Below are 22,228 nucleotides of genomic sequence, written 5' to 3' on the forward strand. Positions count from 1 at the left end.
CTCAGCGCCCCACCGGCTCGGCGACCTTGACGGGCGGGGTCTCAGGCGCGACGGCGAGATCGACGCCGGTCGCGCTTGACCCCACGCCCCGCACCAGGCCGAGCCGGCCGAGGACGACGTAGGCGGCGAACGCGAGCGCCAGCGAGTTGATCGACGGCAGCCCCCAGTCGACGTACTTGCCGACCGCCGCCGCGCCGAGCCAGATCACCAGCGCGGCCGGGACCCACAGCGGCGCGCTCTCGGGCAGCCGCCCGACGGCGCGGCTCTCCTCCAGCTCGCCCCGCCACGTGCGCACGACGAAGTACTCGGCGACCATGATCCCGGCGATCGGCGGGAAGACCACGCCGAGGAAGATCAGGAAGTCCGTCAGCGAGTCGAGGATGCCCATCGCCGACAACACCGAGCCGACCACGCCGAGCACGAGCGTCACCGTCGCGCGGTTCAGCCGGCGCCCGAGCACGCGGTCGACGAAGTTCACGACGCCCAGGCCGGCGGCGTAGAGGTTCCAGTCGTTGATCTTCAGCGTCGCCGCGATGACCACGAGCGTGCCGATGAAGCCCGACGTCGAGGTCACGATCGCCACCACGTCGTTCGTCTTCAGCGCGAGCGCGAGCAGCACGCCGATCAGGCCGATCACGTACTCGCCGAGCGTGATGCCGAGCACCGTCTGCTTGACCACGTCGGCGGCGGAGCGGTTGAAGCGCGACATGTCGGGCGTGATGACGGCGCCGACGATGAACCCGCCGGCAACGATCGTCGTGCCCTGGATCAGCGTCAGGGCGGGCCCGGCGGGCGCGGCGCTGGTCAGGTCGCCGAGCGGGTGCTTGGAGAGCTCGGAGACGATCGACCAGCCCGCGAGCACCAGGAACGCCGGGACGGCGATGTAGGCGGTCCACGTCATCGACGCGAAGCCGAAGGTCACGATCACGGTCACCGCGAGGCCGAAGACGAGCGCCCAGCCCCACGTCGGCAGCACGCCGAGCAGCGACTCCAGGCCCTGCGCGGAGACCGCGTTCTGGATGCCGAACCACCCGAGCGCGCTGACGCCGATCGCGAGCCCGATCAGCGTCGAGCCCCCGGCGCCGAACCCGGTCCAGCGCGCCAGCACCGAGGTCGAAAGCCCCTCGCGCTGGCCGGCGATGCCGGTGAAGATCGTCACCAGCTCGAGGATCGCGGCGCCGAGCGTGATCGCCAGCACGGCGTCCCAGAACCCCATCCCGAAGCCGAGCGTGGCGCCGAGCAGGAAGCTCGCGAGCGAGCTCAGCTGCCCGAAGCGCTGTATCGCGACGGAGAACCAGTGGTAGCGCGCGTCCTCCGGGACGCGGCGCAGCGCGTAGTCATCGTGGCCGAGCGACGATGCCGACATGTGATCTCTACCTCCCCAGGTAGCTGTGTCCACGTCGAATCGTGCAGCCGGCCCAGGCGGGGGTCATTGTGCAGCGTGCACTGCGAGAGCGCATTGCGTGTGCACGGCGCAACCCTAAACTCCCACTGAAGGTTTCGTCACTTCCGCCGCTCGAGCCGTAACATAAAGACGTAATGGAAGCCGCGAGCCGTCCCGTACGTGTGCTCGTCGTCGAAGACGACGAGGAGATCGCCCAGGTCCTGCAGCGTTCCCTGCGCCTGGAGGGCTACGAGGTCAAGCTGGCCGCAGACGGTGTGCGCGGCCTCGACGAGGCCCACGCGTTCCTGCCGGACATCATCGTCCTCGACCTCGGCCTGCCGCGGTTGGACGGTCTCGATGTCGCCCGTCGCCTCCGCGACGACGGGGACGACACGCCGATCCTGATGCTCACCGCCCGCGACGCACTGGAGTCGCGCGTGGAGGGCCTGGACGTCGGCGCCGACGACTACCTCGTCAAGCCGTTCGAACGCCAGGAGCTGCTCGCACGCATGCGCGCGCTGCTCCGGCGTCGCCCCCCGCGCGGCATGGCCCCGCTGCGCGTCGGCGATCTCACGCTCAACCCCGATACACACGAGGTCGCGCGCGAGAACCGGCAGATCGACCTCACGCAGCGGGAGTTCGAGTTGCTCGAGTACCTGATGCGCAACGAGCGGCTGGTGATCTCGCGCCAGAAGCTGCTCGACGAGGTGTGGGGCTATGACCCGTTCTCGATCACGAACACGATCGAGGTCTTCGTCTCGAATCTCCGAAGGAAGCTTGAAGCCGGTGGCGAGCCTCGACTCCTCCATACGGTCCGCGGCGCGGGCTACGTACTCCGCGTATAAGCGCCAGCCGATCCGCTGGCGGCTCGCCGGAGGCTCCGCTGCACTGACGTTGGTGATCCTGCTGGGGTTCGCCGTGATCGTCGGGACGCTCACGACCCGCGCGATCTACGAGGACTTCAACCGCCAGGTCTCCTCCGCGGCCGACCGCCTGCAGACGCAGCAGTACTACCAGTACAACGGGCTCAACAAGCTCAACCAGCCGACCTACAAGTACCCGCTGTCGCTCGACGCGTTCGCGGGCTCCAACAACGCCGCGATCCGGGTGGTGACCGCCGGCGGGCGCAAGTTCGCGGCCTCCAAAGCGGCGCCGAACTTCGGCCCGCCCCGTGACGCGCCCTACGAGATCAACGGCTGGAAGGTCGAGACCCGCGAGCTGCAGATCTATCCCAACCTGGACGAGCACCCGGAGGGCGCGCAGTACGACTTCCGGATCTTCGCCCAATACGGGCGCCGGATCTCCGACGTGCGCGCGACCGCCAACCGGGTGAAGCTGTTCCTCGGCCTCGGCGTGCTCGGCGGCACGGCCCTCGCGCTGCTCGCCGGCCTGGCGACCGCGCGACGCGCGATGGAGCCGATCGCCGAGCTGACGGACGCCGCGCGCGAGATCGCCCGCACGCGTGATCCCACGGGCACGATCCCGCGGCCGCAGGCCGACGACGAGGTCGCCGAGCTGTCGACCACGCTGGAGTCGATGCTGCACGCGCTCGACGACGCCCGCACCGAGACCGAGGCGGCGTTGATGCGCCAGCGCGAGTTCGTCGCCGACGCCTCGCACGAGCTGCGCACGCCGCTCACGAGCGTGCTGGCGAACCTCGAGCTGCTCGAGGAGACGCTCGACGGCGAGCACCGCGAGGCGGCCGCGTCGGCGCTGCGCTCGAGCCGCCGCATGCGCCGGCTCGTCGCCGACCTGCTGCTGCTCGCCCGCGCCGACGCCGGCCGCGAGCCGCTCAAGCGCACGGTGGACCTATCGAGCGTCGTCACCGACGCCGCCTCCGAGCTGGAGCCGGTCGCGGGCGACCACGAGATCTCCATCTCGGCGCCGCACGGCCTCGAGATCGACGGCGTGCAGGACGAGTTGCACCGGCTCGTGCTGAACCTGATGGAGAACGCGCTGCGCCACACGGACCCGGGCACGGCGGTCGAGGCCAGCGTCGAGCGCTCCAACGGGCACATCGTGCTCGCCGTCGAGGACGACGGCCCAGGCATCCCGCCCGAGCTCCAGGACAAGGTCTTCGAGCGCTTCTTCCGCGCCCACGGCGACCGTTCGGGCTCCTCCGGCCTCGGGCTGTCGATCGTGCGCGCCGTGGCCGAGAGCCACAGCGGAACGGTGACGCTGGAGCCGCCCTTGGACGGCCGCGGCGCTCGTTTCGTCGTCCGTTTCCCCGCTCGGCAGTAAAGAACCTCACAAGTCCTCAAGCTCGGCGCGTAGGAGCCGATGCTGTGGAGGACATGTCTGACATCACTTCACAGCAGCTCGTGGTGTTCTCGATCGGCAGCGAGGAGTACGCGCTTCCCATCGGTGCCGTCCACGAGATCATCCGTTACACCGAGCCGCGTTCCGTCACGTCCGACGTGCCGTGGATTCGCGGGGTCATCGGCCTTCGCGGCAAGATCATCCCGATCTACGACCTGGCGTCGCGCATGATGCTCCCGGTCGCCGACGCCGACTTCGGCAAGATCGTCATCGTCGAGACGGGCACCGGCCAGGCCGGCGTCCTCGTCGGCGACGTCGAGGAGGTCCTGACCGTCACGACCGAGCAGCTCGAGGCCGTCCCGACGGCCGACACGCAGACGATCGAGTCGATCGCCAAGATCGACGACCGGCTCGTCATCCTGCTCAACCCGGAAGGGCTGTTCGCCCGCGCGGGTGACTACGACGAGCTGGCCGCGGTCTAGCCCCCTCTGTTCCGGTGGCCGCGATCTCCTCCCAAACCGCGCAGCGAGTCGTCGTCGCCGACGACTCGCGCCTGATGCGCCGCATCCTGTCCGACGCGCTCGCGCGTCAGGGGTTCGACGTCGTCGCCACTGCGGCTGACGGCGATGAGGCGCTGGCCGCCTGCAATCAGTTCCGGCCGGACGCGATGACCCTGGACCTGCACATGCCCGGTCTCGACGGCATCGGCGTGCTCAAGGCACTCCGGGCCGGCAAGGCCGCGAATGTCCCGGTCGTCGTCGTCTCGGCGTTCTCCCCCGCCCACGGCGCCCGCGCCGTGGATGCCCTGGCCGAGGGCGCGATGGAGCTCGTCGCCAAGCCGGCGATGGGCGAGTCGATGGCGGAGTTCACCGCCGAGCTGTCCAAGAAGGTCGGCGACGCCGCTGTCGCCGGCAAGCTCCGCGCCCGTCGTCCGCGTGCCGTCGCCCCTCGCCGGGTCGCCACGCGGCCGCCGGTTCGCCCCACCGCCGCCGCGGCGGCGCGTCCGGGCACCAAGAAGTTCGTCGTGATCGCCTCCTCGACCGGCGGCCCCAAGGCCCTCGGCGAGCTGATCCCGAAGCTGCCGGCGCCGCTGGGCACCGGCTCGCTGATCGTCCAGCACATGCCGCCGGGCTTCACCGCGTCGCTCGCGGCGCGCCTGGACGGGATGTCGCGCCTGACGGTCAAGGAGGCCGTGGGCAACGAGGCGATGGACCCGCGTCACATGTACCTCGCGCCCGGTGGCTCGCACCTGCGCATGGGCGAGGACCGCAAGATCCGTCTCTCCGACGAGGCGCCCATGGGCGGCCTGCGTCCGCGCGCTGACCTGACGATCGCCGACGCCGCGAAGCTCTACGGCAACCAGCTGGTGCTCGTCGTGCTCACCGGCATGGGCAAGGACGGCCTCGACGGCGCCCGCGCCGTCAAGCAGGCCGGCGGCCGCATCCTGGTCGAGGCCGAGTCCACCTGCGTCGTCTACGGGATGCCCCGCGCCGTGGCCGAGGCCGGCCTGGCCGACGAGATCCTGCCCCTTCACGAACTTCCGGCCGCAATCGCCAGAGAGGCCGGAGCATGAGCCTGACCCACGGTCACCGCGGGACCAACCGCAGGTTTCAGGCGTCCCATGGCGCCGAGGAGATGCGATGAGCCTTCCGCCCCGCCAGCCGTTGACCCCGCGACCCGGCCAGACGGCCCTCGAGCGGCTCGCCGCGGCCCGCGCCGCCCGCGAGTCGGCGACCACGCCGCGCACCGCGCGCGACGTCCCGCCCGTGCGCGCGGCCCGTGAGGCCGCCGCGTCGCGTCTGACGCCGGCCTCGGAGCGCCCCGCGCGCCCGGCCGTCCCGCCGCGCTCGTCCGGCCCCAGCTTCACCGCCACGGTCTCCACCGATGACTTCATCGCGCTCTGCGAGCTCGTCCGCCAGCTGTGCGGCGTCGACCTCGGCCAGTACAAGCGCAACCAGATGGAGCGTCGCGTGCGCACGTGGACCGAGCGCCGCGGCACGCCGGACCTGACCGAGTACGGCAAGCTGCTCAAGTCCGACTCGGCCGAGCTCGACGCGTTCCTGGACCGCGTGACGATCAACGTCTCGCACCTGTGGCGGCACGAGGACCAGTTCGAGGTCCTGCGCACGAAGATCCTCCCGGAGCTGACCGCGACCAAGAACCGCCTGAAGATCTGGAGCGCCGGGTCCTCCTACGGCGCCGAGGCGTACACGATCGCGGCGGTCTGCCGCGAGACGATCCCCAACGTCGGCGTCGAGATCAACGGCACCGACCTCGACAAGCGCATGGTCGCGCGTGCGCGCACCGGCGTCTTCACCCCCGAGGACGCCCGCACCTCCCCCAAGCAGATGCTCCAGCGCCACTTCGACCCGCAGCCGGATGGTGGCTGGGTTGCAAAGCCCGAGCTGAAGCGCATGGTCAAGTTCGAGAACGGGGACCTTCTCCGTATGCCGGTCCCGAGCGAGCGGTATGACGTCGTTTTCTGCCGCAACACCGTGATCTACTTCACCGAGGAAGTTCGGGACGCGCTGCACGCGCGGCTGGTGTCCTCGCTCGCCCCGGGCGGGTATCTGGTGGTCGGAACGTCTGAGCGTGTCGCCGACCCACGTGGAATGGGGCTAACCTCGCCCTTCCACTTCATCTATCGGAAGGGCTGATGGACGAGTACCTCCCAATGTTCCTGGCCGAGGGGCGCGAGCACCTGCAGGAGCTCAATCTCGCCGTGGTCAGGATCGAGGAGAAGCCCGACGACCAGGAGACGGTCGACGAGATCTTCCGGATCGCGCACTCCATGAAGGGGATGAGCGCGACGATGGGCTTCGCCGGCATGGCGGCGCTCACGCACGAGATGGAGGATGTCTTCGAGCTCCTGCGTCAGCGCACCGGTGGGCTCGAGCGCGCCGCCGTCGACGTCCTCTTCGACAGCCTCGACGCGCTCTCCGCGGCCGTCGAGGCGATCGACGCCACCGGCAAGGAGGAGATCAACGCCGAGCCGCTGATCCAGCGGCTCCAGTCGCTCGTGCGCGAGCGCACGCCCCAGCAGGAGGCCGAGCGCGTCGGCGCCGCGCCGCCGCCGGACAACCTGTCCGAGCTGGCCGACGGGCGCCGCGTGGTGCAGGTCACGGCGATCCTCAATGACGACGTCTCGATGCCGTCCGTGCGCTGCTACATGGTGCTGTCGGCGATCGCCGAGCTCGGCGAGACGCTCGCGTGCCGCCCGAAACCCGATGAGGTCGACACGTTCGACGGTCGCGAGATCGACGCGTGGGTGGTCTCCGAGCACACCGACTCCGAGCTGGCGAACGCCGCGAGCTCCGTCCCCGAGGTCGCCGACGTGGTCGTCTTCGAGGCAATCAACGACGCGGCGGTCGACGAGGGCGAGCCGGACGAGATCGCCGACGCCGTCGCCCCCACCCCCGAGCCTGAGCTCAACGGCGCTCCGCCCGCCGAAGCGCCCGCCAACCCCGCCGCCGCGGCGACCGCCGCTGCCGCTGCCGCCGCGCAGCAGCAGCAACAACAGCAGCAGCCCGCCGCGAGCAAGGCCCACGCCAAGGGCGGCTCCTCGACCGTTCGCGTCGACGCCGAGCGGCTCGATCAGCTGATGCACTACATGGGCGAGCTCGTCCTGCACCGCACGCAGGTCGAGGCACTGGCCGCCGGTGCCGACGTCCCCGGCCTCTCGCAGGCCATGCAGAACCTCACGCGCTCGTCGCACGCGCTGCAGTCGATGGTCATGCAGGTCCGGATGATCCCGGTGGAGGCCGTGTTCCTGCGCTTCCCGCGGCTCGTGCGCGACCTGTCGACCAAGCTCGGCAAGCAGGTCGAGCTCGCGCTGGTCGGCAAGGACACCGAGCTCGACCGCACCGTGGTCGACTCGCTCGGCGACCCGCTCGTCCACCTGGTCCGCAACTCGCTCGACCACGGCCTCGAGGGGCCGGAGGAGCGCGTGGCGGCGGGCAAGTCCCCGACCGGCACGCTGACCATCTCGGCCGAGCACGCCGGCGGCAACGTCGTCATCACCGTGGCCGACGACGGCCGCGGCATCAACCCGGCCAAGGTCGCCGAGAAGGCCGCCGAGCGCGGGCTGATCGATCCCTCGCAGGTCGAGTCGATGGACATGCGCGGCGCGATCGAGCTGCTCTTCTCCGCCGGCTTCTCGACCGCCGAGTTCACTTCGGACATCTCCGGCCGCGGCGTCGGGATGGACGCCGTGCGCGCGGCGATCCGCGGGCTCGGCGGCGAGGCGATCATGACGTCCGAGCTCGGCGTCGGCACGCAGGCGCAGATCCGTCTGCCGCTGACGCTGGCGATCATGGCCGCGCTGGTCGTCGAGGCCGACAACCGCCCGTTCGCCATCCCGCTCGATCGCATCGAGCGCACCGTGCGCGTCGCCGATCAGACCGTCCGCTCGGTCGCCGGTCGCCGCATGCTCGTCCTCACCGACGGCGTGCTGCCGATCATCGACGCGTCCGAGCGCTATGGCGGCTACCCGTCGCCCGACGCCGAATACGCCGTGGTCGTGCGCGGCGGCTCCGAGCGCTTCGCGTTCACGGTGGCGCGCCTGATCGGCCAGCACGAGCTCGTCACCCGCCCGCTGCCCCCCGAGGTCGCCGATGGCGCCGCCCTGTCCGGCGGCGCGGTGATGTCGGACGGGCAGATCGCCCTTATCGTCGACTGCGACGCGGTCGTCGACGTTCCCGTCTCCGCCTGAGCGCGAAAGGACCTCCGTTGACCCAGTACACCGATATGCAGCTCGACGCGCTGCGCGAGCTGGCCAACATCGGTTCCGGAACGGCTTCGACGGCGCTGTCGGGCATGCTCGGCCGCAGCGTCGACATCTCCGTCCCCAACGCCAAGGTGCTGCCGATGGCCGACGCCGTCGGCGCGATCGGCGACGCCGAGGCCGAGGCCACCGGGATCGCCCTGGGCGTGACGGGCGACATGCCCGCCACCGTCCTGCTGCTCTTCTCCCCCAACGACGCGTCCCAGATGTGCGGCTTCCTGGGCGTCGAGGCGGGCACCGAGATCGGCGAGTCCGCGCTGATGGAGATCGGCAACATCGTCGGCGCCTCGTACCTGAACGCGCTCGGCCAGATGACCGGCATGGAGCTCGAGCCGACGCCGCCCGCCGCGGCCACCGACATGCTCGCCGCGATCGTCGAGACCGTGCTGGCGCAGCGCGCCGGTGCCGGTGACGTCGCCCTGCTGCTCGACACCGACCTGGTCGTCGAGGACTCCGACGCGTCCGTGTCGTTCCTGCTCGTCCCCGACGCCAACGGGGTCGATCAGATGCTTGCTCGGTTGGGCGTGTAAGCGGTGACGGAGACGATGGTCAGGATGGGTGAGCTCGCCGCCTCGGCCGTCGCCGGTGATGTCCTCGTGTCCCTCGGGCTGGGGTCGTGCATCGGCCTCGCGCTCGTGGACCGCCGGCTCGGCGTCGCCGGGCTGGCTCACGTCGTGCTGCCCTCCAGCGGCGGGCACGCCGTTCCCGGGTCCTTCAAATTCGCCGACAAGGCCGTTCCCGAGCTCATCGAACGGGTCGTCGCCGAGGGGGCTCGCAAGCAGATGCTTGACGCGGTCCTGGTCGGAGGCGCCAGTATGTTCACTGTGTCCTCCGCTTCCCTCGAGGTCGGCCAGCGCAACGAGGCCGCCGTTCGCGACCAACTCTCCGCTGCCGGGATCCCGATCGTCGCCACCGAGACCGGTGGCGATCGCGGCCGCACGATCCGTGTCTTCGTCGGCAGCCGCAAGGTGACCGTGCGTGAGGCCGGTGGTGCCGACCGCGTGCTGGTGCGGGAGGCGCTCGCGTGAGCGGCCCCGTCCTCAGCCCCGACGCCATCGCGGCCCTCGTGGACGCGGCCCGTGAGGGCCGTCTGCCCGAGGAGAAGCCCGCGCCGCAGCGGCGTCGCCGCATGCGCGCGGTCGACTTCACGCGCCCGACCAAGTTCACCGCCGAGCAGACGCGGCGCCTGCACCGCACGCTGGACGCGTTCTGCCGCACGGCCTCGACGCGCTTGTCGGCCGAGTTGCGCGTCCCGCTGGAGATGGAGGTCCTGACCTCCACGCAGCTGACCTGGGCGAACGCGCACGGCGCGGTGCCGTCGAACTCGACGGCGGCGATCTTCAATGTGGAGCCGATCGGCACGCGGATGCTGCTCTCCACCGAGAGCACGCTGCTGCTGGGCGCGATCGAGCTGCTCCTCGGCGGGTCGATCGACGGCGGCGTCAAGGACCGCCGCATGACCGACATCGACCAGGCGCTCGGGCGGCACTTCTTCGAGCGCCTGCTCGCCCAGCTGACGCTGATCTGGACCGACGTCGCCGGCCTGGACCTGTCGCTGGAGACGGTCGATCAGCACATGGAGACCGCGCAGATGGTGTCCGTGTCCGAACCGACGCTGTCGTTCATGCTCGAGGCGCGTTTGAGCGGGATCTCCGCCACCCTGGCGCTCCTGATCCCGTGGTCGGCGATCGCGCCGGTCGCGGACCAGTTCGCCGCCCGCGAGGAGGCTCGCGGCGGCACGCGCAGCGAGGAGGACGAGTCCTCCGTCCGGCGCGCGGTCGGCAACGTCGAGATGAACGTGCGCGCCGAGGTCGCCGCGATCCAGTTGCCGATCGAGGAGGTGCTGGCGCTCAAGCCCGGCGACCTCCTGCGCCTCAACGCGCCCGCCACCGGCGGCATCACGCTCTACGCCGACAAGATCCCGGTCCACACGGGCCGCCCCGGTCGCTCCGGCAGCCGCCGCGCGGTGCAGGTCACCAGCCACGTGGGTGGGCCGCAATGAGTGCGCCTGAGGCACTGAACCGGCTCGGGGAGTCGTCGGCCGAGGCCTGCCAGGGCGTGCTCGAGATGTTCGCCCCGGGCAAGATCTCGATCGGCGAGGTCACGGCCGTCGAGGACTCGGCGTCCGCGTTCAACGGCGTGCCCGTCCCCGCGGTGGCGATGTCGGTCTCCTACGTCGACGGCGTCACCGGCGGCAACGTCTTCCTGATCACGCTCGACGGCGCGAAGCTCCTCGCCGCCTCGATGATGGGGATGGAAGAGCCCGAGGACCCGGAGGCCACCGAGCTCTCCGAGCTCGAGCTGTCCGCCGTGTCCGAGGCGATGAACCAGATGATGGCGCAGGCCGCGGCCGCGACGTCGCTGGTGCTCGGGACCGAGGTCGAGATCGGCACGCCCGAGACCAAGACCTTCACGGGCGCCGACGCGATCGGCGCCTCCTACCCCAAGACCCCGCACGCCGTCCGCGTCGCGATGTCGATCTGCGGCGAGCCCGCGCGGCTCGTCCAGCTCGTCCCGAACGCCTTCGTCGTGCGCATGTCGAGCGCCCTGGACGAGATCGGCTCCGACGTCGGCGCGGTCCCGGATTCGGGTCCGTCGCGGCCCGCGGGATCGACCGCAGCCCAACCGTCGCTCGCCGGCATCCCGGTGCGCGTGTGGGCCGAGCTGGGCCGCGCACGCATGCCCTCCGCGCAGATCGTCGGGTTGCCGACGGGCGCGGTCGTCGAGTTGGACAAGCAGGCCGATGACGCGATCGATCTCTACGTCAACGGCACGCACTTCGCCACGGGCCGCCTGGTCGTCGTGGATGGAACCGACTGGGCCGTGCGCATCGAGCACGTGCTCGATGTAAGTGAAATCAACTCCGAATCCGGAATGGAGGTGGCCCGGTGGCCAGAATCCTGGTAGTCGACGATGCCGCGTTCATGCGGAAGATGGTCAGCGACGCGCTGACCAAGGGCGGCCACGAGGTCGTCGGTGAGGCCGGCAACGGCAACGAGGCCGTGGCCCGGTTCCAGGAGCTCAAGCCCGAGCTCACCACCCTCGACATCACGATGCCCGAGAAGGACGGCCTCGCCGCCCTCAAGGAGATCATCGAGCTCGACCCGGGCGCGCGCGTGATCATGTGCTCCGCCCTGGGCCAGGAGTCCAAGGTGCTCGAGTCGATCAAGCTCGGCGCCCGCGACTTCGTCGTCAAGCCCTTCCAGGCCGAGCGCGTCCAAGAGGCCGTCGCCAAGGCCCTCGCGTAGTTCCTCGCTGCTTCGCCTCAACGGGCGGCCTCCGGGCCGCCCGTTCGCGTTTAACGAGGGTCAGGACGTGGGGGTGGCGAACTTTTCGCCCCTGTGGAGGGGCGAAACGTACGCCACCCCCGCGAGGATCAAGCCCGCACGCAACTGCGATCGTCGAAAGGCCGCGCTTCGCCGGCGACGGGCGACGGTGCGGGGAGCTGGCCCGGACATGGACTTCGACCCGCGCGAGGTGATCTCCCGTGTGCGATGTCCGGTTCTGGCCTTCTGGTCCGCAGTGGATGCGTGGGTCCCGATCGACCGGAGCATCGCTCGCTGGCGACCGCCGGACCACTGTCGGTCATTCGGCTGCCCGATGCAACCGCCGGACGGCGACTTCGCTTCAGTGTGGCGGTCGCAGGCCGTCCATCAGGATGTTCAGCAGGCGGCTGGCTCTGGCTTGGTGCTCCGGTGGCGGCGCGACGGTGAAGATGCCGAGGAGGCTGGCGGCGATGTCGTCGGCGGTGACGTCTTGGCGAAGGTCGCCCGCGGCGCGGCCGGCGTCGAGGATGTCGGTGATGGCGGTGAGCAGTTCGGTCCTGGTCTGGCTGTGGGCGATCTCGCCGGACTTGATCATCGTGAGCAGCGTGTCGAGCATGCCGTTCTTGGTTGCGATCCAGTCTCCGAACAGGTCCATCCAGCTCCGCAGCGCGGCGGCCGGCGGTAGCCGGGCGAGCAGCTCGCCGGCGCCGCCGACGAGCCGCGCGACCTGATCCTGGTAAACGGCCTCGACCAGCGCCTCGCGGGTTGGGAAATGCCGGTACAGCGTGGCGATGCCGACCTCGGCCTCGGCGGCGATGGCGCGCATCGACGGCGTGCCGTCGGCCGCCACGATCACGCGAGTCGCCACCGCGAGCAGCTGTTCACGGTTGCGGGTCGCGTCGGACCGCGGCGCGCGGGTTCGCTCATCAGCCAAAACGGATCACGCTCCGCTTATGCTAGCTTGGCTCGAGAAACGGAGATGCAGAGCGACGGCGAGCAAGCGGCGACGAACACGATGAGCAGGGCGGTCCGGCTGGAGGCGTTCGGCGGCCCGAAGGTCCTGAGCCTCTGTGAGGTGCCCGCGCCGCAGGCCGGTTCGGGTCAGATCCGCGTGCGGGTCGCCGCTGCCGGGCTGAACCCCATGGACTGGTTCATGACCTCCGATGCCCAAACCGCCGCCCGGTTCGGCCTCAGCCTGCCGAGCGGATTCGGAACCGACTACGCCGGAGTCGTGGATCAGGTCGGAGATGGCGTGACCGGGTTTGCGATCGGCGACCGCGTCTTCGGCGGCGCCCTGTCCCGCGCGGTGGCCGACTACGTGATCCTCGAGCCTGCCGCGGGCATCGCGGCGGGCGGAGCCGCCCACCACACGCCCGACGGCGTCGACGACCGCACCGCCGCGACCATGACGATCGCGGCCAGCACCGCAGCCGCCGCCCTCGCCATCGTCGAACCCAGGGCCGGCGACACCGTGCTCATCGGCGGCGCGGCCGGCGGGGTCGGCGTGTTCGCCGTCCAGCTCGCCCGGCTCGCGGGGGCCCGGGTGATCGGGACAGGATCAGCGGCATCGTCGGATTACCTGCACGGCCTTGGAGCCGAGCCGGTCCCCTACGGCGACGGGCTGGCCGACCGAGTTCGCGCCCTCGCCCCCCACGGCGTCACCGCGGCGATCGACCTGTACGGGACCGAGACGGTGCGGGTCGCACGGGAACTCGGCGTTCCCGACGAGCGCATCACCACCATCGCCGCCCAGGTCGACTCAATCAGGCCGGCCAACGGCGCCAACGCCGCCCCCGGCGTCCTGGAGGAGGTCGCTCGCCTGGTCGCGGCAGGCCAGATCCGGGTGCCGATCGCGGCGAGCTTCCCGGTCGAGCAGATCCGCGCCGCGGTCGAGTTGCAGGCCGCCAGGCACGTGCACGGCAAGGTCGTCGTCGACCTCTAGCCGGCCTAGAGGTCGTGCAGGAAGCAGAGGCCCTTGGGCGCCTGCTGGCCGGCCTTGGTGGGCGCGGCGTGGTCTGACTGGCCTTCCGCCATCGCGGCGCCGACGGAGAGGCCGAGCGCGCAGAGGGCGGCGGCGAGCGTCGTGGCGATGATGCGGAGTGCCTTCATGTGTCAGGGAGAGTCGTGCTCCGACCGGCGTGTCACGGACGGTTCAACTCACCTGCTGCGACCGCGTTGCCGCGCGGCGCAAGGGAGTGGAGCTCACCCTGGTGATCGGCGGCGGTGGACCGGTTCTTGATCGAACGGGTGTCCAGCTCGGACTCGAAGTCGACCTCGTCGGCGTGGCTGAAGGCGATCGCGCCCTCGAGGATCATCGCCTCGAAGGCCTCGACGACGCTGGGGTCCAGCTGGGTGCCGGCGACGCGGCGCAGCTCGGCCAGGGCGGCCTCGGAGCTCACGGGGCGGCGGTAGGAGTCGCGTGAGGTCATCACGTCGTAGGTGTCGGCGGCGGCGATGATGCGCGCGCCGAGCGGGATCGCCTCGCCGGAGATGCCGGCCGGGTAGCCGCCGCCCTCGAAGCGCTCGTGGTGGTGCAGGACGATCTCGGCGACTGGGCCGTAGCCCTCGATGCGCTCGACGAGCTTGGCGCCCTGCTCGGGGTGCTGCTTGATCAGCTCCCACTCCTCGTCGGTCAGCCGCCGGTTCGCGAACAGGACGTTGTCCGGGAGGATGAACTTGCCGATGTCGTGCAGCAGGCCGGCGGTGTGGATCAGGTCCTGCTCGCGCTCGTCGCAGCCCAGCCGCGACGCGACCTCGCGCGAGTAGCGAGCGACGGCGGCGGAGTGGCGCGCGGTCATCGCGTCGCGCATCGAGAGGGTCTGCAGCACGGTCGAGAGCACGCCCACCTGCAGCGCGCCGAGCTCGTCGCCGCGCCGGGTCAGCTCCTCCCCACGCTCGAAGGCCTTCACGCCCGTGCGCGTGAGGTGATGGAAGACGAGGAGCGCGACCACCAGCAGCGCGACCGCGCCGAGCCCGATGCGCTGGTAGCTGAAGGCCACACCGGCCGTCAGGAGCGCCGTGGCGAGCTCGAACGGCAACACGGTCCGGTAGACCGTCGAATAGGCCTCAGCGACGCTGAGAACGCGTGTCAGACGGAGGTACGTCGCGACCGCGGCGAAGTTGATCGCGTTGGTGACCAGGTAGATCAGGACCACGCACGCGGCGAACGCGATCGGGTCCTCCCTGCCCACCAGCGTCAGCAGCCACCCGCCGAGCAGCGAGAAGCCGATGAACGCGCACGCGTTCCAGACCAGCTCGCGCCAGCAGCGCTTGGTGATCAGGTGGTCGAAGACGACCGCCACGACCGCGATCGCCGCTGCCGGCACCGCGCCGAGGAGCGCCATCGCCAGCACGAGCGCGGCGAACGAGCCGGAGATCCGCACGCCGCGGAACTGGACCGTGAACGCCTCGGCGACCACGGCGATCACCAAAAGAATCGTCGCGATCGGCGTCTGCGGCACTACGGTGCCCGCGCAGACGACGGCGAGGAGTGCTACGGCGAGATTGACGTGATTCCGGGGCAACCCATGGTTACCTCGGCGGCGCAGCGTCGTGTCTTGATGTGCGAGCACTGACCTTGTGTGAGGTTGGACAAGCGGATCTCGAGAAAATGGACACTTGTCCTATTCAGCTCTCGGCGTCCACGGGGCATCATGCGTCTTGTCACGGACGGTTCAACCCACCTCACACACCGCCTTGCCGGGCGGCGCGAGGGAGACCTAAGGAGCTGACATGGGCTGGAAGATGTAATTCCCTTGGCGACTGACCGGTCGCCACATGTTGCGAGCGAGCGCCATGGAGGCGCTCGTTCTCGTTAACGGCCGAGACGGGCGATTGCTGAATCGAACAGGTGTCTAGGCGGCAGCCGCCAGCCGCGGGCGCGCGTAGTCGATCACCCGGCGCTCGAACGCGAGCTCGTACTCGAAGTCCGCCTCGTCGGAGTGGCTGAACGCGACGCCCTTCTCGACGATCATCCGCTCGAAGACCTCGACGACCTTCGGGTCCAGCTGGGTGCCGGCGACACGCCGCAGCTCGGCGAGCGCCGCCTCGCGGCTCACCGGGCGGCGGTAGGAGTCGCGCGACGTCATCACGTCGTAGGTGTCGGCGACCGACAGGATCCGGGCGCCGAGCGGGATCTCCTCCCCCCCGATGCCCATCGGGTACCCGCCGCCGGCGTACTTCTCGTGGTGGTGCAGGACGATCTCGGCGACCGGGCCGTAGCCCTCGATGCGCTCGACCAGCTTCGCGCCCTGCTCGGGGTGGAGCTTGATCAGCTCCCACTCGTCGTCGGTCAGCTTGCGGTTCGCGAACAGCACCGAGTCCGGAAGGATGAACTTGCCGATGTCGTGCAGCAGCGCGGCCGTGTGGATCAAGTCCTGCTCGCGCTCGTCGAGGCCCATCATCCCGGCGACCTCGCGCGAGTAGCGCGCGACGGCCGCGGAATGACGGGCGGTCATCGCGTCGCGCATCGACAGGGTCTGGAGCACGGTCGAGAGCAGGCCCATCTGCAGCGCGGCGAGCTCGCGCGTGCGCTGCGTGAGCTGCTCGCCACGATGATCGGCCTGGACGCTCGTCTGAAGGATGTAGAGGAAGACGAACAGGATCACGGCCGCCAGGGCGACCGACGCCATCCCGAGATGTCCGTATGTGAACGCGACGGAGGCCGTGAGCAGGCCGGTGGCGAACTCGGACGGCACGGCGGTGACGAAGGACTGCAGGAGATCGCGCATCCGGGCGCCGTAGGCGTAGTGCGTCGCCGTCGCCACCATCGCGAAGTTCAGGACGTTCGTGGCCATGAACACGGCGAAGACCACGCCGGCGAAGGCGAGAGCGTCGCCCTGCGTCGGATTCGAGCCGCCCGTGAGCCAGACGATGCCGATGCCGCCGACGACCGAGAAGGTCGCGAACGTGGCCAGGTTGGTCAGGACGCGGTCGATCGAGCGGCGCGAGAGCGCGCTGTCGACGATCACCGACGCCACGCCCAGCGCGGCGGCCGGTGCCGGACCGAGCAGGGCCATCGCCAGCACGATCGAGAGGAACGAGCCCGACAACCGCAGGCCGCGGACTTCGACGTTCATCACCTCGCTCGCGGACGCGAGCACGAACAGCAGTCCGAGCAGCGACAGCGGAGCCCAGTCCTCAGCGCGGTTGGCCAATGCGGCAGCCGTCAGCGCGCCGCAGAGGATCACGACGGAGACGCACGACAAAACGAGCCGTTGCTTGGCCACTGCCCCCGTATTCGGCACGGGGTGCTCGCAGTTGAATCCTGGCTGCGCTTGAGACAGACCTCACTACGCGGTCAGATTTCTTCAAGCTAGAGTCCCACTCGTGCGGAGGCGGCTTGAACCCCTGCGCGTTCGGCCGTTCGGTCGTCTGCTGGGCTCGTACACGGTCAACGACCTCGGCGACTCGATCGGCGTCGTGGCGCTCTCGATCCTCGTCTACGACCAGACGGAGTCCGTCGCGCCCACCGCCGGCTTCTTCCTCTTCGCCAAGTTCCTGCCTGCGCTCCTGGCGACCGCGCTGACCGCGCACCTGGACCGCTTCGGCCTGCGCAAGACCCTGCCGGGCCTCTACACGGCCGAGGCGATCGTGTTCGCGCTCCTGGCGTTCCTGGCCGACGACGACCGGTTCTTCCTGCCGCTCGTGCTGGCGCTGGGCGCGATCGACGGCACGCTGGCGATCACCGGCCGCGGCCTGACGCGCGGCGCCGTCGCCGTCCTGCTGCAGCCCAGGGACATGCTCAGCGAGGGCAACGCCCTGATGAATATCGGCTTCGCGTTCTCCTCGGTCTTCGGTGCGGCGCTGGCGGGCGCGCTGATCGCCGCCTGGGGGGTCTCCGTCGCGCTGCTGGTCGACGCCGCGTCGTTCACCGTGATCGCCGTCGTCCTCGTCGCCGCCAGCGATCTCCCGGACCCCGAGCACGAGGACCGCACGCCATGGCGCGAGCGGTTCTTGGACGGGCTCGAGTTCGCGCGCGACTTCCGCCCCGTGCGGACGCTGCTCGTCGGCCAGGCCCTGGCGCTGATCTGCTTCACGATCGTCGTGCCGATCGAGGTGATCTACGCCAAGAAGAGCCTCGATACCACCGATGCGGGCTTCGGCATCCTGATCTCCTCCTGGGGCGCGGGGATCGTGCTCGGGAGCCTGATCTTCCTGTGGCTCAAGAGCCGCGTCGGGCTGGTGATGATCCTGATCTCGAGCGCCGCGGTCGGCGTCGCCTACCTCGGGATGTCGCAGGCGGGGACGCTGGCCGTCGCGTGCGCGTTCTCGGTGCTCGGCGGGGCGGGCAACGGGGTCCAGTGGGTCGCCGTGATGACGCAGCTGCAGGAGGCGACCCCCGCCGAGTTCCAGTCGCGGATGGCGGGGCTGCTGGAGTCGCTCGGGGCGGCGATGCCGGGCGTCGGCTTCCTGCTCGGCGGCACGATCGTCGCGCTCTGGTCCCCGCGCACGGCCTTCGCGGTCGCGGGCGCGGGGATCCTGGCGTTGGTGGCGGTGGCCGCGATCCTGCGGCCGGGCCGTCAGACCTCGACGACGACCGGCAAGACCATCGGGCGGCGCTTGAGCCGGTCGTAGATGAACTTCGCGAGGTCGTCGTGCAGATGCGACTGCAGGACGTCGACCTCGGTGATCTGCTGCTCTGCGGCGCCGTCCAGGGAGTCCTCGACGGCCTCGCGCAGCTCCTCGATGAAGGCGCTGTTGTCGTCCAGGAACGGGACGCCGCGCGCGAGGACCTCGGGCGGGACGACGCTCGAGCCGTCCTGCTCGGAGATCGTGGCGACGATGATGAACACGCCGTCCGCGCTCAGCATGCGGCGGTCGCGCAGGGCGACGTCGGACACGTCGCCGATGTCGACTCCGTCGACGAAGATCATCCCCGACTGGACCGGCGTGCCGAAGCGGGCGCCGTCGGCGTCGATCTCGAGCGGCGTGCCGTTCTCGGTGCGGAAGATGTGGCTCGCGGGCACCCCGACCGCCTGCGCGAGCTCGGAGTGGATCAGCATCCGCTTGTAGTCGCCGTGGACCGGCATCACGTACTTCGGGCGGGTGAGGTTGATCATCATCTTGACCTCCTCCGCGTAGCCGTGGCCGGAGGCGTGGATCGGCGCGTCGCGGGCGGTCACGACCTCGCAGCCGATGTGGTACAGGCGGTCGATCGTCTCGTTGACCGCGCGCTCGTTGCCCGGGATCGGCGTCGCGCTGAAGACGACGGTGTCGCCGGACTTCAGCTCGACCTGCGGGTGGTCGCGGTACGCCATCCGGCGCAGCGCGCTGAGCGGCTCGCCCTGGCTGCCGGTCGAGATCACGACGATCTTCTCGTCGGCGAACTGGTCGATCTCGCGCGGCGCCACCAGCATCCCCTCCGGGATGTCGATGTGCCCGAGGCTGCGGCCGATGTTGACGTTCTTGCGCATCGAGCGGCCGACGAGGGCGACCTTGCGGCCGTTCTTCTCGGCGGCGTGGACGACCTGCTGGACGCGATGGATGTTCGACGCGAAGCAGGTGACGACGATGCGGCCCTCGCAGCGTCCGAAGACGCGGTCCAGGTGCGGGCCGACGATCGACTCGGAGTCCGACACGCCCGCCCGGTCGACGTTCGTGGAGTCGCCGCAGAGCAGGAGCAGGCCCTCGCGGCCGAGCTCGGCGAGGCGCGCCATGTCCGCCGGCGCGCCACCCACCGGCGTCTGGTCGAACTTGTAGTCGCCGGTGAAGAGCACGGTGCCCAGCGGGGTCTTCAGCGCCACGCCACTCGAGTCCGGGATCGAGTGCGTCAGGTGGATGCGCTCGATCTCGAACGGGCCCGCGTCCACGGTGTCGCCGATCGGGAGCACCTCGAGCGCGACGTCGCGCAGCTTGTGCTCGTCGAGCTTGGAGCGCGCCATCGCGATCGTCAGCTGGCCGCTGTAGACGACCGGGATCTTCTCCTGGCCGAGGTCGCGGATCATCCACGGCAGCGCGCCGAGGTGGTCCTCGTGGCCGTGGGTGATGACGATCGCCTCGAGCGCGTCGATGTTGTCGCGCACGTAGCTGAAGTCGGGCAGGACGAGGTCGATGCCCATCATCTCGGCCGTCGGGAAGCGCAGGCCGCAGTCGACGATGACCATCCGCCCGTCGTACTCGACGACGGTCATGTTCTTGCCGATCTCGCCGACGCCTCCGAGCGGGAGGACGCGGAGTGGTCCACTCACCCGGTGGTGACCCCCGCGAGCAGCCCCTGGCGGGCGAGCACGTCATGGACGGCCGCGCGCTCGGCGTCGTCGCACTCGACCAGCGGAAGGCGCAGCGGGCCGCAGTCGTGGCCCTGCATCTTCAGTGCCGCCTTGACGGGCGCCGGGCTCGCCGTGATGAAGAGCACCGCGTAGAGCTCCTGCAGCTTCGCGTCGATCTCCGCGCGCGCTTCAGGCTCGTCGTACATCCGGCGCATCTCGTTGCCCGCGACGTGGCTGGCGACGCAGATCCCGCCCGCGCCGCCGATGTCCAGGCAGCGCGCGTAGATGTCGTCGTTGCCGGCGAGGACCGCCAGGCCGTCGATCAGCTGCAACTCGTCGGAGTTGGCCTGCTTGACGGCCTCGATCCCGTCGATCTGGCCGAGCTCGGCCAGCAGGTCCGGCGGCATGTTGACCGCCGTCCGGCCGGGAATGTTGTAGAGCACGACCGGCGTGTCACCCGCCGCCTTCGCGACCTCGGTGAAGTGGGCGATGATGCCGCGCCGGTTCGGCTTGTTGTAGTACGGCGTGACGGAGAGCACCGCGTCCACGCCCGCCTCGACCGCCTTCTCGGTCAGGTGGATCGCGTGGCGCGTGTCGTTGGACCCCGTGCCGCCGATGACGACGCACTCGTCCCCGAGCTCGCGGACGATGAGCTCGATGAGGCCCAGATGCTCCTCGTCGGTCATCGTCGCCGCCTCCCCCGTCGTGCCGGCCACCACCAGGCCGTGGGAGCCGTTCGCGAGCAGGTGCCGGCCGATGGCGACGGCGCCCTCCTCGTCGACGGAACCGTCGGCACGGAAGGGCGTGACCATGGCCGTGAGAAGGCCTTCGTAGGGACGCATGGCGATTAGGATGGCACGCCCGGCGGTCAGCCCGCCAGCGGGTCCCCTCCGGTCAGCTTCGGCGGCGCGTAGCTCGGCTTGTCGCCGTCGTCGTCCGCGCCCGCGAGCGGCGCGCTCGGCGGCGGCGAGGACGGCGTGTCGGGCAGACCGGGCGCAGGGGGCGGCGGCACCGACGCCTCGACCGGCGCGGGCGGCCCGGACGATGGCGTCGTGGGCGGAACGCCGGGGGTGCTCGCGACCGGCGGGGCCGGAGCCGGGGGCGCGGGCGGAGCCGGCGGGGCGGGCGGCGCGCTCTGCGCGGGCGACGAGGAGGGCGAGGACGCGACCGGCCCCGCCGCGGGAGGCGCGCCGAGGGGGTCGCCGGACGAGGGCGGCGCGGCGGGTGCGCCGCCGAGCGGGTCGCCGGACGCCGGTGCGGGCGCGCCGAACGAGGGCGACGCGGCGGGCGGCGGGCTGAAGGACTGCGCGGGCGGTGCGGCGGGCGCGCCGCCGAGCGGGTCGCCGGACGCCGGGGCGGGCGCGCCGAACGAGGGCGACGCGGGCGGCGCGGCGGGCGCGCCTCCGAGCGGGTCGCCGGACGCCGGGGCGGGCGCGCCGAACGCGGGCGGCGCGGCGGGCGTGCCGGCCAGCGGGTCGCCGGAGATCGCCCCCGGCGGGACGTTGCCCGGGTCGCTGTAGCCGGCCGGGGGTGCGGGCGGCGGCGCGGCACCCGCGAGCGGGTCGCCATGCGTGGCGCCGGCGAGCGGGTCGCCGAACGACGCGGCCGGGGCTCCCAGCGGCGGGGCCGACGGGTCAGGGGTCGGGCCCGGCGCGGGTGGCGCGGCGTGGTGTCCGCCCATCAGCGGGTCGCCGTGCGGCGGGGCCGCGTCCTGCTGCTGCGGGATCGGGCGGCCGTGCTTGTCGTACTCCACGATCGGCCCGGGCGGGCGCATCGTGCCGGACGAACCGCCGGTGTTCACCTGCTTCTGCACCTCGTCGAGCTTGGACTGCGCCTGCTCGGCGAGCTTCTTGGCCTTGTCGAGGAACCCCATGCCGCGACACTAGCGCGGAAAGCCCGCCCGTGAGGGCGGGCCGTTGCGGGCGGCGACGAGGCCGCGGCGGGCGCGCGGTGAGGCGGGGCGCGGCGAGGCCGCGGCGGCGCGCGGTGCGGCGGGGCGCGGCGAGGCCGCGGCGGCGCGCGGTGCGGCGGGGCGCGGCGAGGCCGCGGCGGCGCGCGGTGCGGCGGGGCGCGGCGAGGGCGCGGCGGCGCGCGGTGAGGCGGGGCGCGGCGAGGCCGCGGCGGCGCGCGGTGACGCAGGGCGCCGCGGGCGGGGCCGTCGGCGCGGCGCGCGTGGGTCGTGGCGTGGCCCGCCCCCGTCCAGGGCGGGCCACGCCGGGTTTACGCGGTGACCTTGAAGCGGCGGACCAGACCGTTGAGTTGGTCGGCGGTGGCCGAGAGGGTCTGGGCGGACGCGGCGATCTCCTGGGCGGAGGCGCTGGTCTCC

Annotated in this window: 21 protein-coding genes; 13 read left to right on the forward strand and 8 right to left on the reverse strand. The window is 71.1% G+C overall.

Translation table 11 applies throughout. From position 1 onward, the window contains the following. Position 1: 1 nt before the first annotated feature. Positions 2-1,366: a purine-cytosine permease family protein gene (locus G569_RS50680; protein ID WP_053226813.1), complete on the reverse strand. Its 1,365-nt coding sequence runs from the start codon at positions 1,364-1,366 to the stop codon at positions 2-4. Positions 1,367-1,539: 173 nt separating this feature from the next. Here G569_RS50680 and G569_RS0122385 point away from each other — a divergent pair, with 173 nt between their 5' ends. The 11 genes from G569_RS0122385 (at position 1,540) to G569_RS0122435 (ending at position 11,674) form a co-directional block, all read left to right on the forward strand. Further along, positions 1,540-2,229: a response regulator transcription factor gene (locus G569_RS0122385; RefSeq protein ID WP_028065071.1), complete on the forward strand. Its 690-nt coding sequence runs from the start codon at positions 1,540-1,542 to the stop codon at positions 2,227-2,229. Between the two features lie 52 nt (positions 2,230-2,281). Further along, positions 2,282-3,625: a sensor histidine kinase gene (locus G569_RS58650; RefSeq protein ID WP_169542220.1), complete on the forward strand. Its 1,344-nt coding sequence runs from the start codon at positions 2,282-2,284 to the stop codon at positions 3,623-3,625. A gap of 53 nt (positions 3,626-3,678) precedes the next feature. Further along, positions 3,679-4,125, forward strand: coding sequence for a chemotaxis protein CheW (locus tag G569_RS50690; protein WP_064750426.1), 447 nt, complete (start codon positions 3,679-3,681; stop codon positions 4,123-4,125). Between the two features lie 14 nt (positions 4,126-4,139). Continuing rightward, the gene (cheB, locus tag G569_RS0122400) at positions 4,140-5,216 is read left to right on the forward strand and encodes a chemotaxis-specific protein-glutamate methyltransferase CheB (protein WP_053226816.1); all 1,077 of its coding nucleotides are present in this window, start codon (positions 4,140-4,142) and stop codon (positions 5,214-5,216) included. A 67-nt stretch (positions 5,217-5,283) separates the two neighbouring features. Further along, positions 5,284-6,300: a CheR family methyltransferase gene (locus tag G569_RS50695; RefSeq protein WP_053226817.1), complete on the forward strand. Its 1,017-nt coding sequence runs from the start codon at positions 5,284-5,286 to the stop codon at positions 6,298-6,300. Continuing rightward, complete coding sequence (locus G569_RS0122410; RefSeq protein ID WP_037498221.1) at positions 6,300-8,354, forward strand: chemotaxis protein CheA; 2,055 nt, start codon at positions 6,300-6,302, stop codon at positions 8,352-8,354. The genes G569_RS50695 and G569_RS0122410 overlap by 1 nt, the downstream gene beginning before the upstream one ends. A 17-nt stretch (positions 8,355-8,371) precedes the next feature. Next, positions 8,372-8,956, forward strand: a complete 585-nt coding sequence (locus G569_RS0122415) for a chemotaxis protein CheC (RefSeq protein ID WP_037498224.1) — start codon at positions 8,372-8,374, stop codon at positions 8,954-8,956. A 24-nt stretch (positions 8,957-8,980) separates the two neighbouring features. After that, complete coding sequence (locus tag G569_RS0122420; protein WP_028065075.1) at positions 8,981-9,454, forward strand: chemotaxis protein CheD; 474 nt, start codon at positions 8,981-8,983, stop codon at positions 9,452-9,454. Next, a complete protein-coding gene (locus tag G569_RS0122425) occupies positions 9,451-10,428 on the forward strand; it encodes a flagellar motor switch protein FliM (protein ID WP_028065076.1) in 978 nt (325 codons plus the stop codon). The genes G569_RS0122420 and G569_RS0122425 overlap by 4 nt, the downstream gene beginning before the upstream one ends. Next, positions 10,425-11,333 (forward strand): FliM/FliN family flagellar motor switch protein, encoded by a 909-nt coding sequence (locus G569_RS0122430; RefSeq protein ID WP_028065077.1) that lies wholly within the window; start codon positions 10,425-10,427, stop codon positions 11,331-11,333. Before G569_RS0122425 ends, G569_RS0122430 begins: the two co-directional genes overlap by 4 nt. Before the next feature lie 17 nt (positions 11,334-11,350). Further along, positions 11,351-11,674: a response regulator gene (locus G569_RS0122435; RefSeq protein WP_053226820.1), complete on the forward strand. Its 324-nt coding sequence runs from the start codon at positions 11,351-11,353 to the stop codon at positions 11,672-11,674. Between the two features lie 379 nt (positions 11,675-12,053). Here G569_RS0122435 and G569_RS0122440 read toward each other — a convergent pair whose 3' ends face one another. After that, positions 12,054-12,518: a TetR/AcrR family transcriptional regulator gene (locus G569_RS0122440; protein WP_211233049.1), complete on the reverse strand. Its 465-nt coding sequence runs from the start codon at positions 12,516-12,518 to the stop codon at positions 12,054-12,056. 153 nt (positions 12,519-12,671) lie between these two features. Here G569_RS0122440 and G569_RS0122445 point away from each other — a divergent pair, with 153 nt between their 5' ends. Continuing rightward, entirely contained in the window at positions 12,672-13,634 is a 963-nt protein-coding gene (locus G569_RS0122445; protein ID WP_037498227.1) for an NADP-dependent oxidoreductase, read from the forward strand. Between the two features lie 5 nt (positions 13,635-13,639). Here G569_RS0122445 and G569_RS62850 read toward each other — a convergent pair whose 3' ends face one another. The 3 genes from G569_RS62850 to G569_RS58660 all read right to left on the reverse strand — a co-directional run bounded on the left by G569_RS62850 (position 13,640) and on the right by G569_RS58660 (position 16,920). Further along, on the reverse strand, positions 13,640-13,801 hold the full coding sequence (locus G569_RS62850; RefSeq protein WP_157592222.1) for a hypothetical protein: 162 nt from the start codon (positions 13,799-13,801) through the stop codon (positions 13,640-13,642). Positions 13,802-13,833: 32 nt separating this feature from the next. Next, the gene (locus G569_RS58655; protein ID WP_157592223.1) at positions 13,834-15,120 is read right to left on the reverse strand and encodes an HD-GYP domain-containing protein; all 1,287 of its coding nucleotides are present in this window, start codon (positions 15,118-15,120) and stop codon (positions 13,834-13,836) included. Positions 15,121-15,546: 426 nt separating this feature from the next. Further along, the gene (locus tag G569_RS58660; RefSeq protein WP_157592224.1) at positions 15,547-16,920 is read right to left on the reverse strand and encodes an HD-GYP domain-containing protein; all 1,374 of its coding nucleotides are present in this window, start codon (positions 16,918-16,920) and stop codon (positions 15,547-15,549) included. A 100-nt stretch (positions 16,921-17,020) separates the two neighbouring features. Here G569_RS58660 and G569_RS0122465 point away from each other — a divergent pair, with 100 nt between their 5' ends. After that, the gene (locus G569_RS0122465) at positions 17,021-18,268 is read left to right on the forward strand and encodes an MFS transporter (RefSeq protein ID WP_028065081.1); all 1,248 of its coding nucleotides are present in this window, start codon (positions 17,021-17,023) and stop codon (positions 18,266-18,268) included. Here the strand turns inward: G569_RS0122465 and G569_RS0122470 are convergent. The 3 genes from G569_RS0122470 to G569_RS64680 are packed head-to-tail and all read right to left on the reverse strand — an operon-like array spanning position 18,214 to position 21,775. Next, positions 18,214-19,881: a ribonuclease J gene (locus tag G569_RS0122470; RefSeq protein WP_028065082.1), complete on the reverse strand. Its 1,668-nt coding sequence runs from the start codon at positions 19,879-19,881 to the stop codon at positions 18,214-18,216. The genes G569_RS0122465 and G569_RS0122470 overlap by 55 nt on opposite strands. Beyond that, positions 19,878-20,744, reverse strand: coding sequence for a 4-hydroxy-tetrahydrodipicolinate synthase (dapA, locus tag G569_RS0122475; protein WP_028065083.1), 867 nt, complete (start codon positions 20,742-20,744; stop codon positions 19,878-19,880). The genes G569_RS0122470 and dapA overlap by 4 nt, the downstream gene beginning before the upstream one ends. Before the next feature lie 26 nt (positions 20,745-20,770). Beyond that, positions 20,771-21,775, reverse strand: a complete 1,005-nt coding sequence (locus tag G569_RS64680; protein WP_028065084.1) for a hypothetical protein — start codon at positions 21,773-21,775, stop codon at positions 20,771-20,773. Positions 21,776-22,228 lie beyond the last annotated feature (453 nt).

Origin of the sequence: Solirubrobacter soli DSM 22325 (assembly GCF_000423665.1) — a bacterium.
GTDB classification, from domain to species: Bacteria; Actinomycetota; Thermoleophilia; order Solirubrobacterales; family Solirubrobacteraceae; genus Solirubrobacter; species Solirubrobacter soli.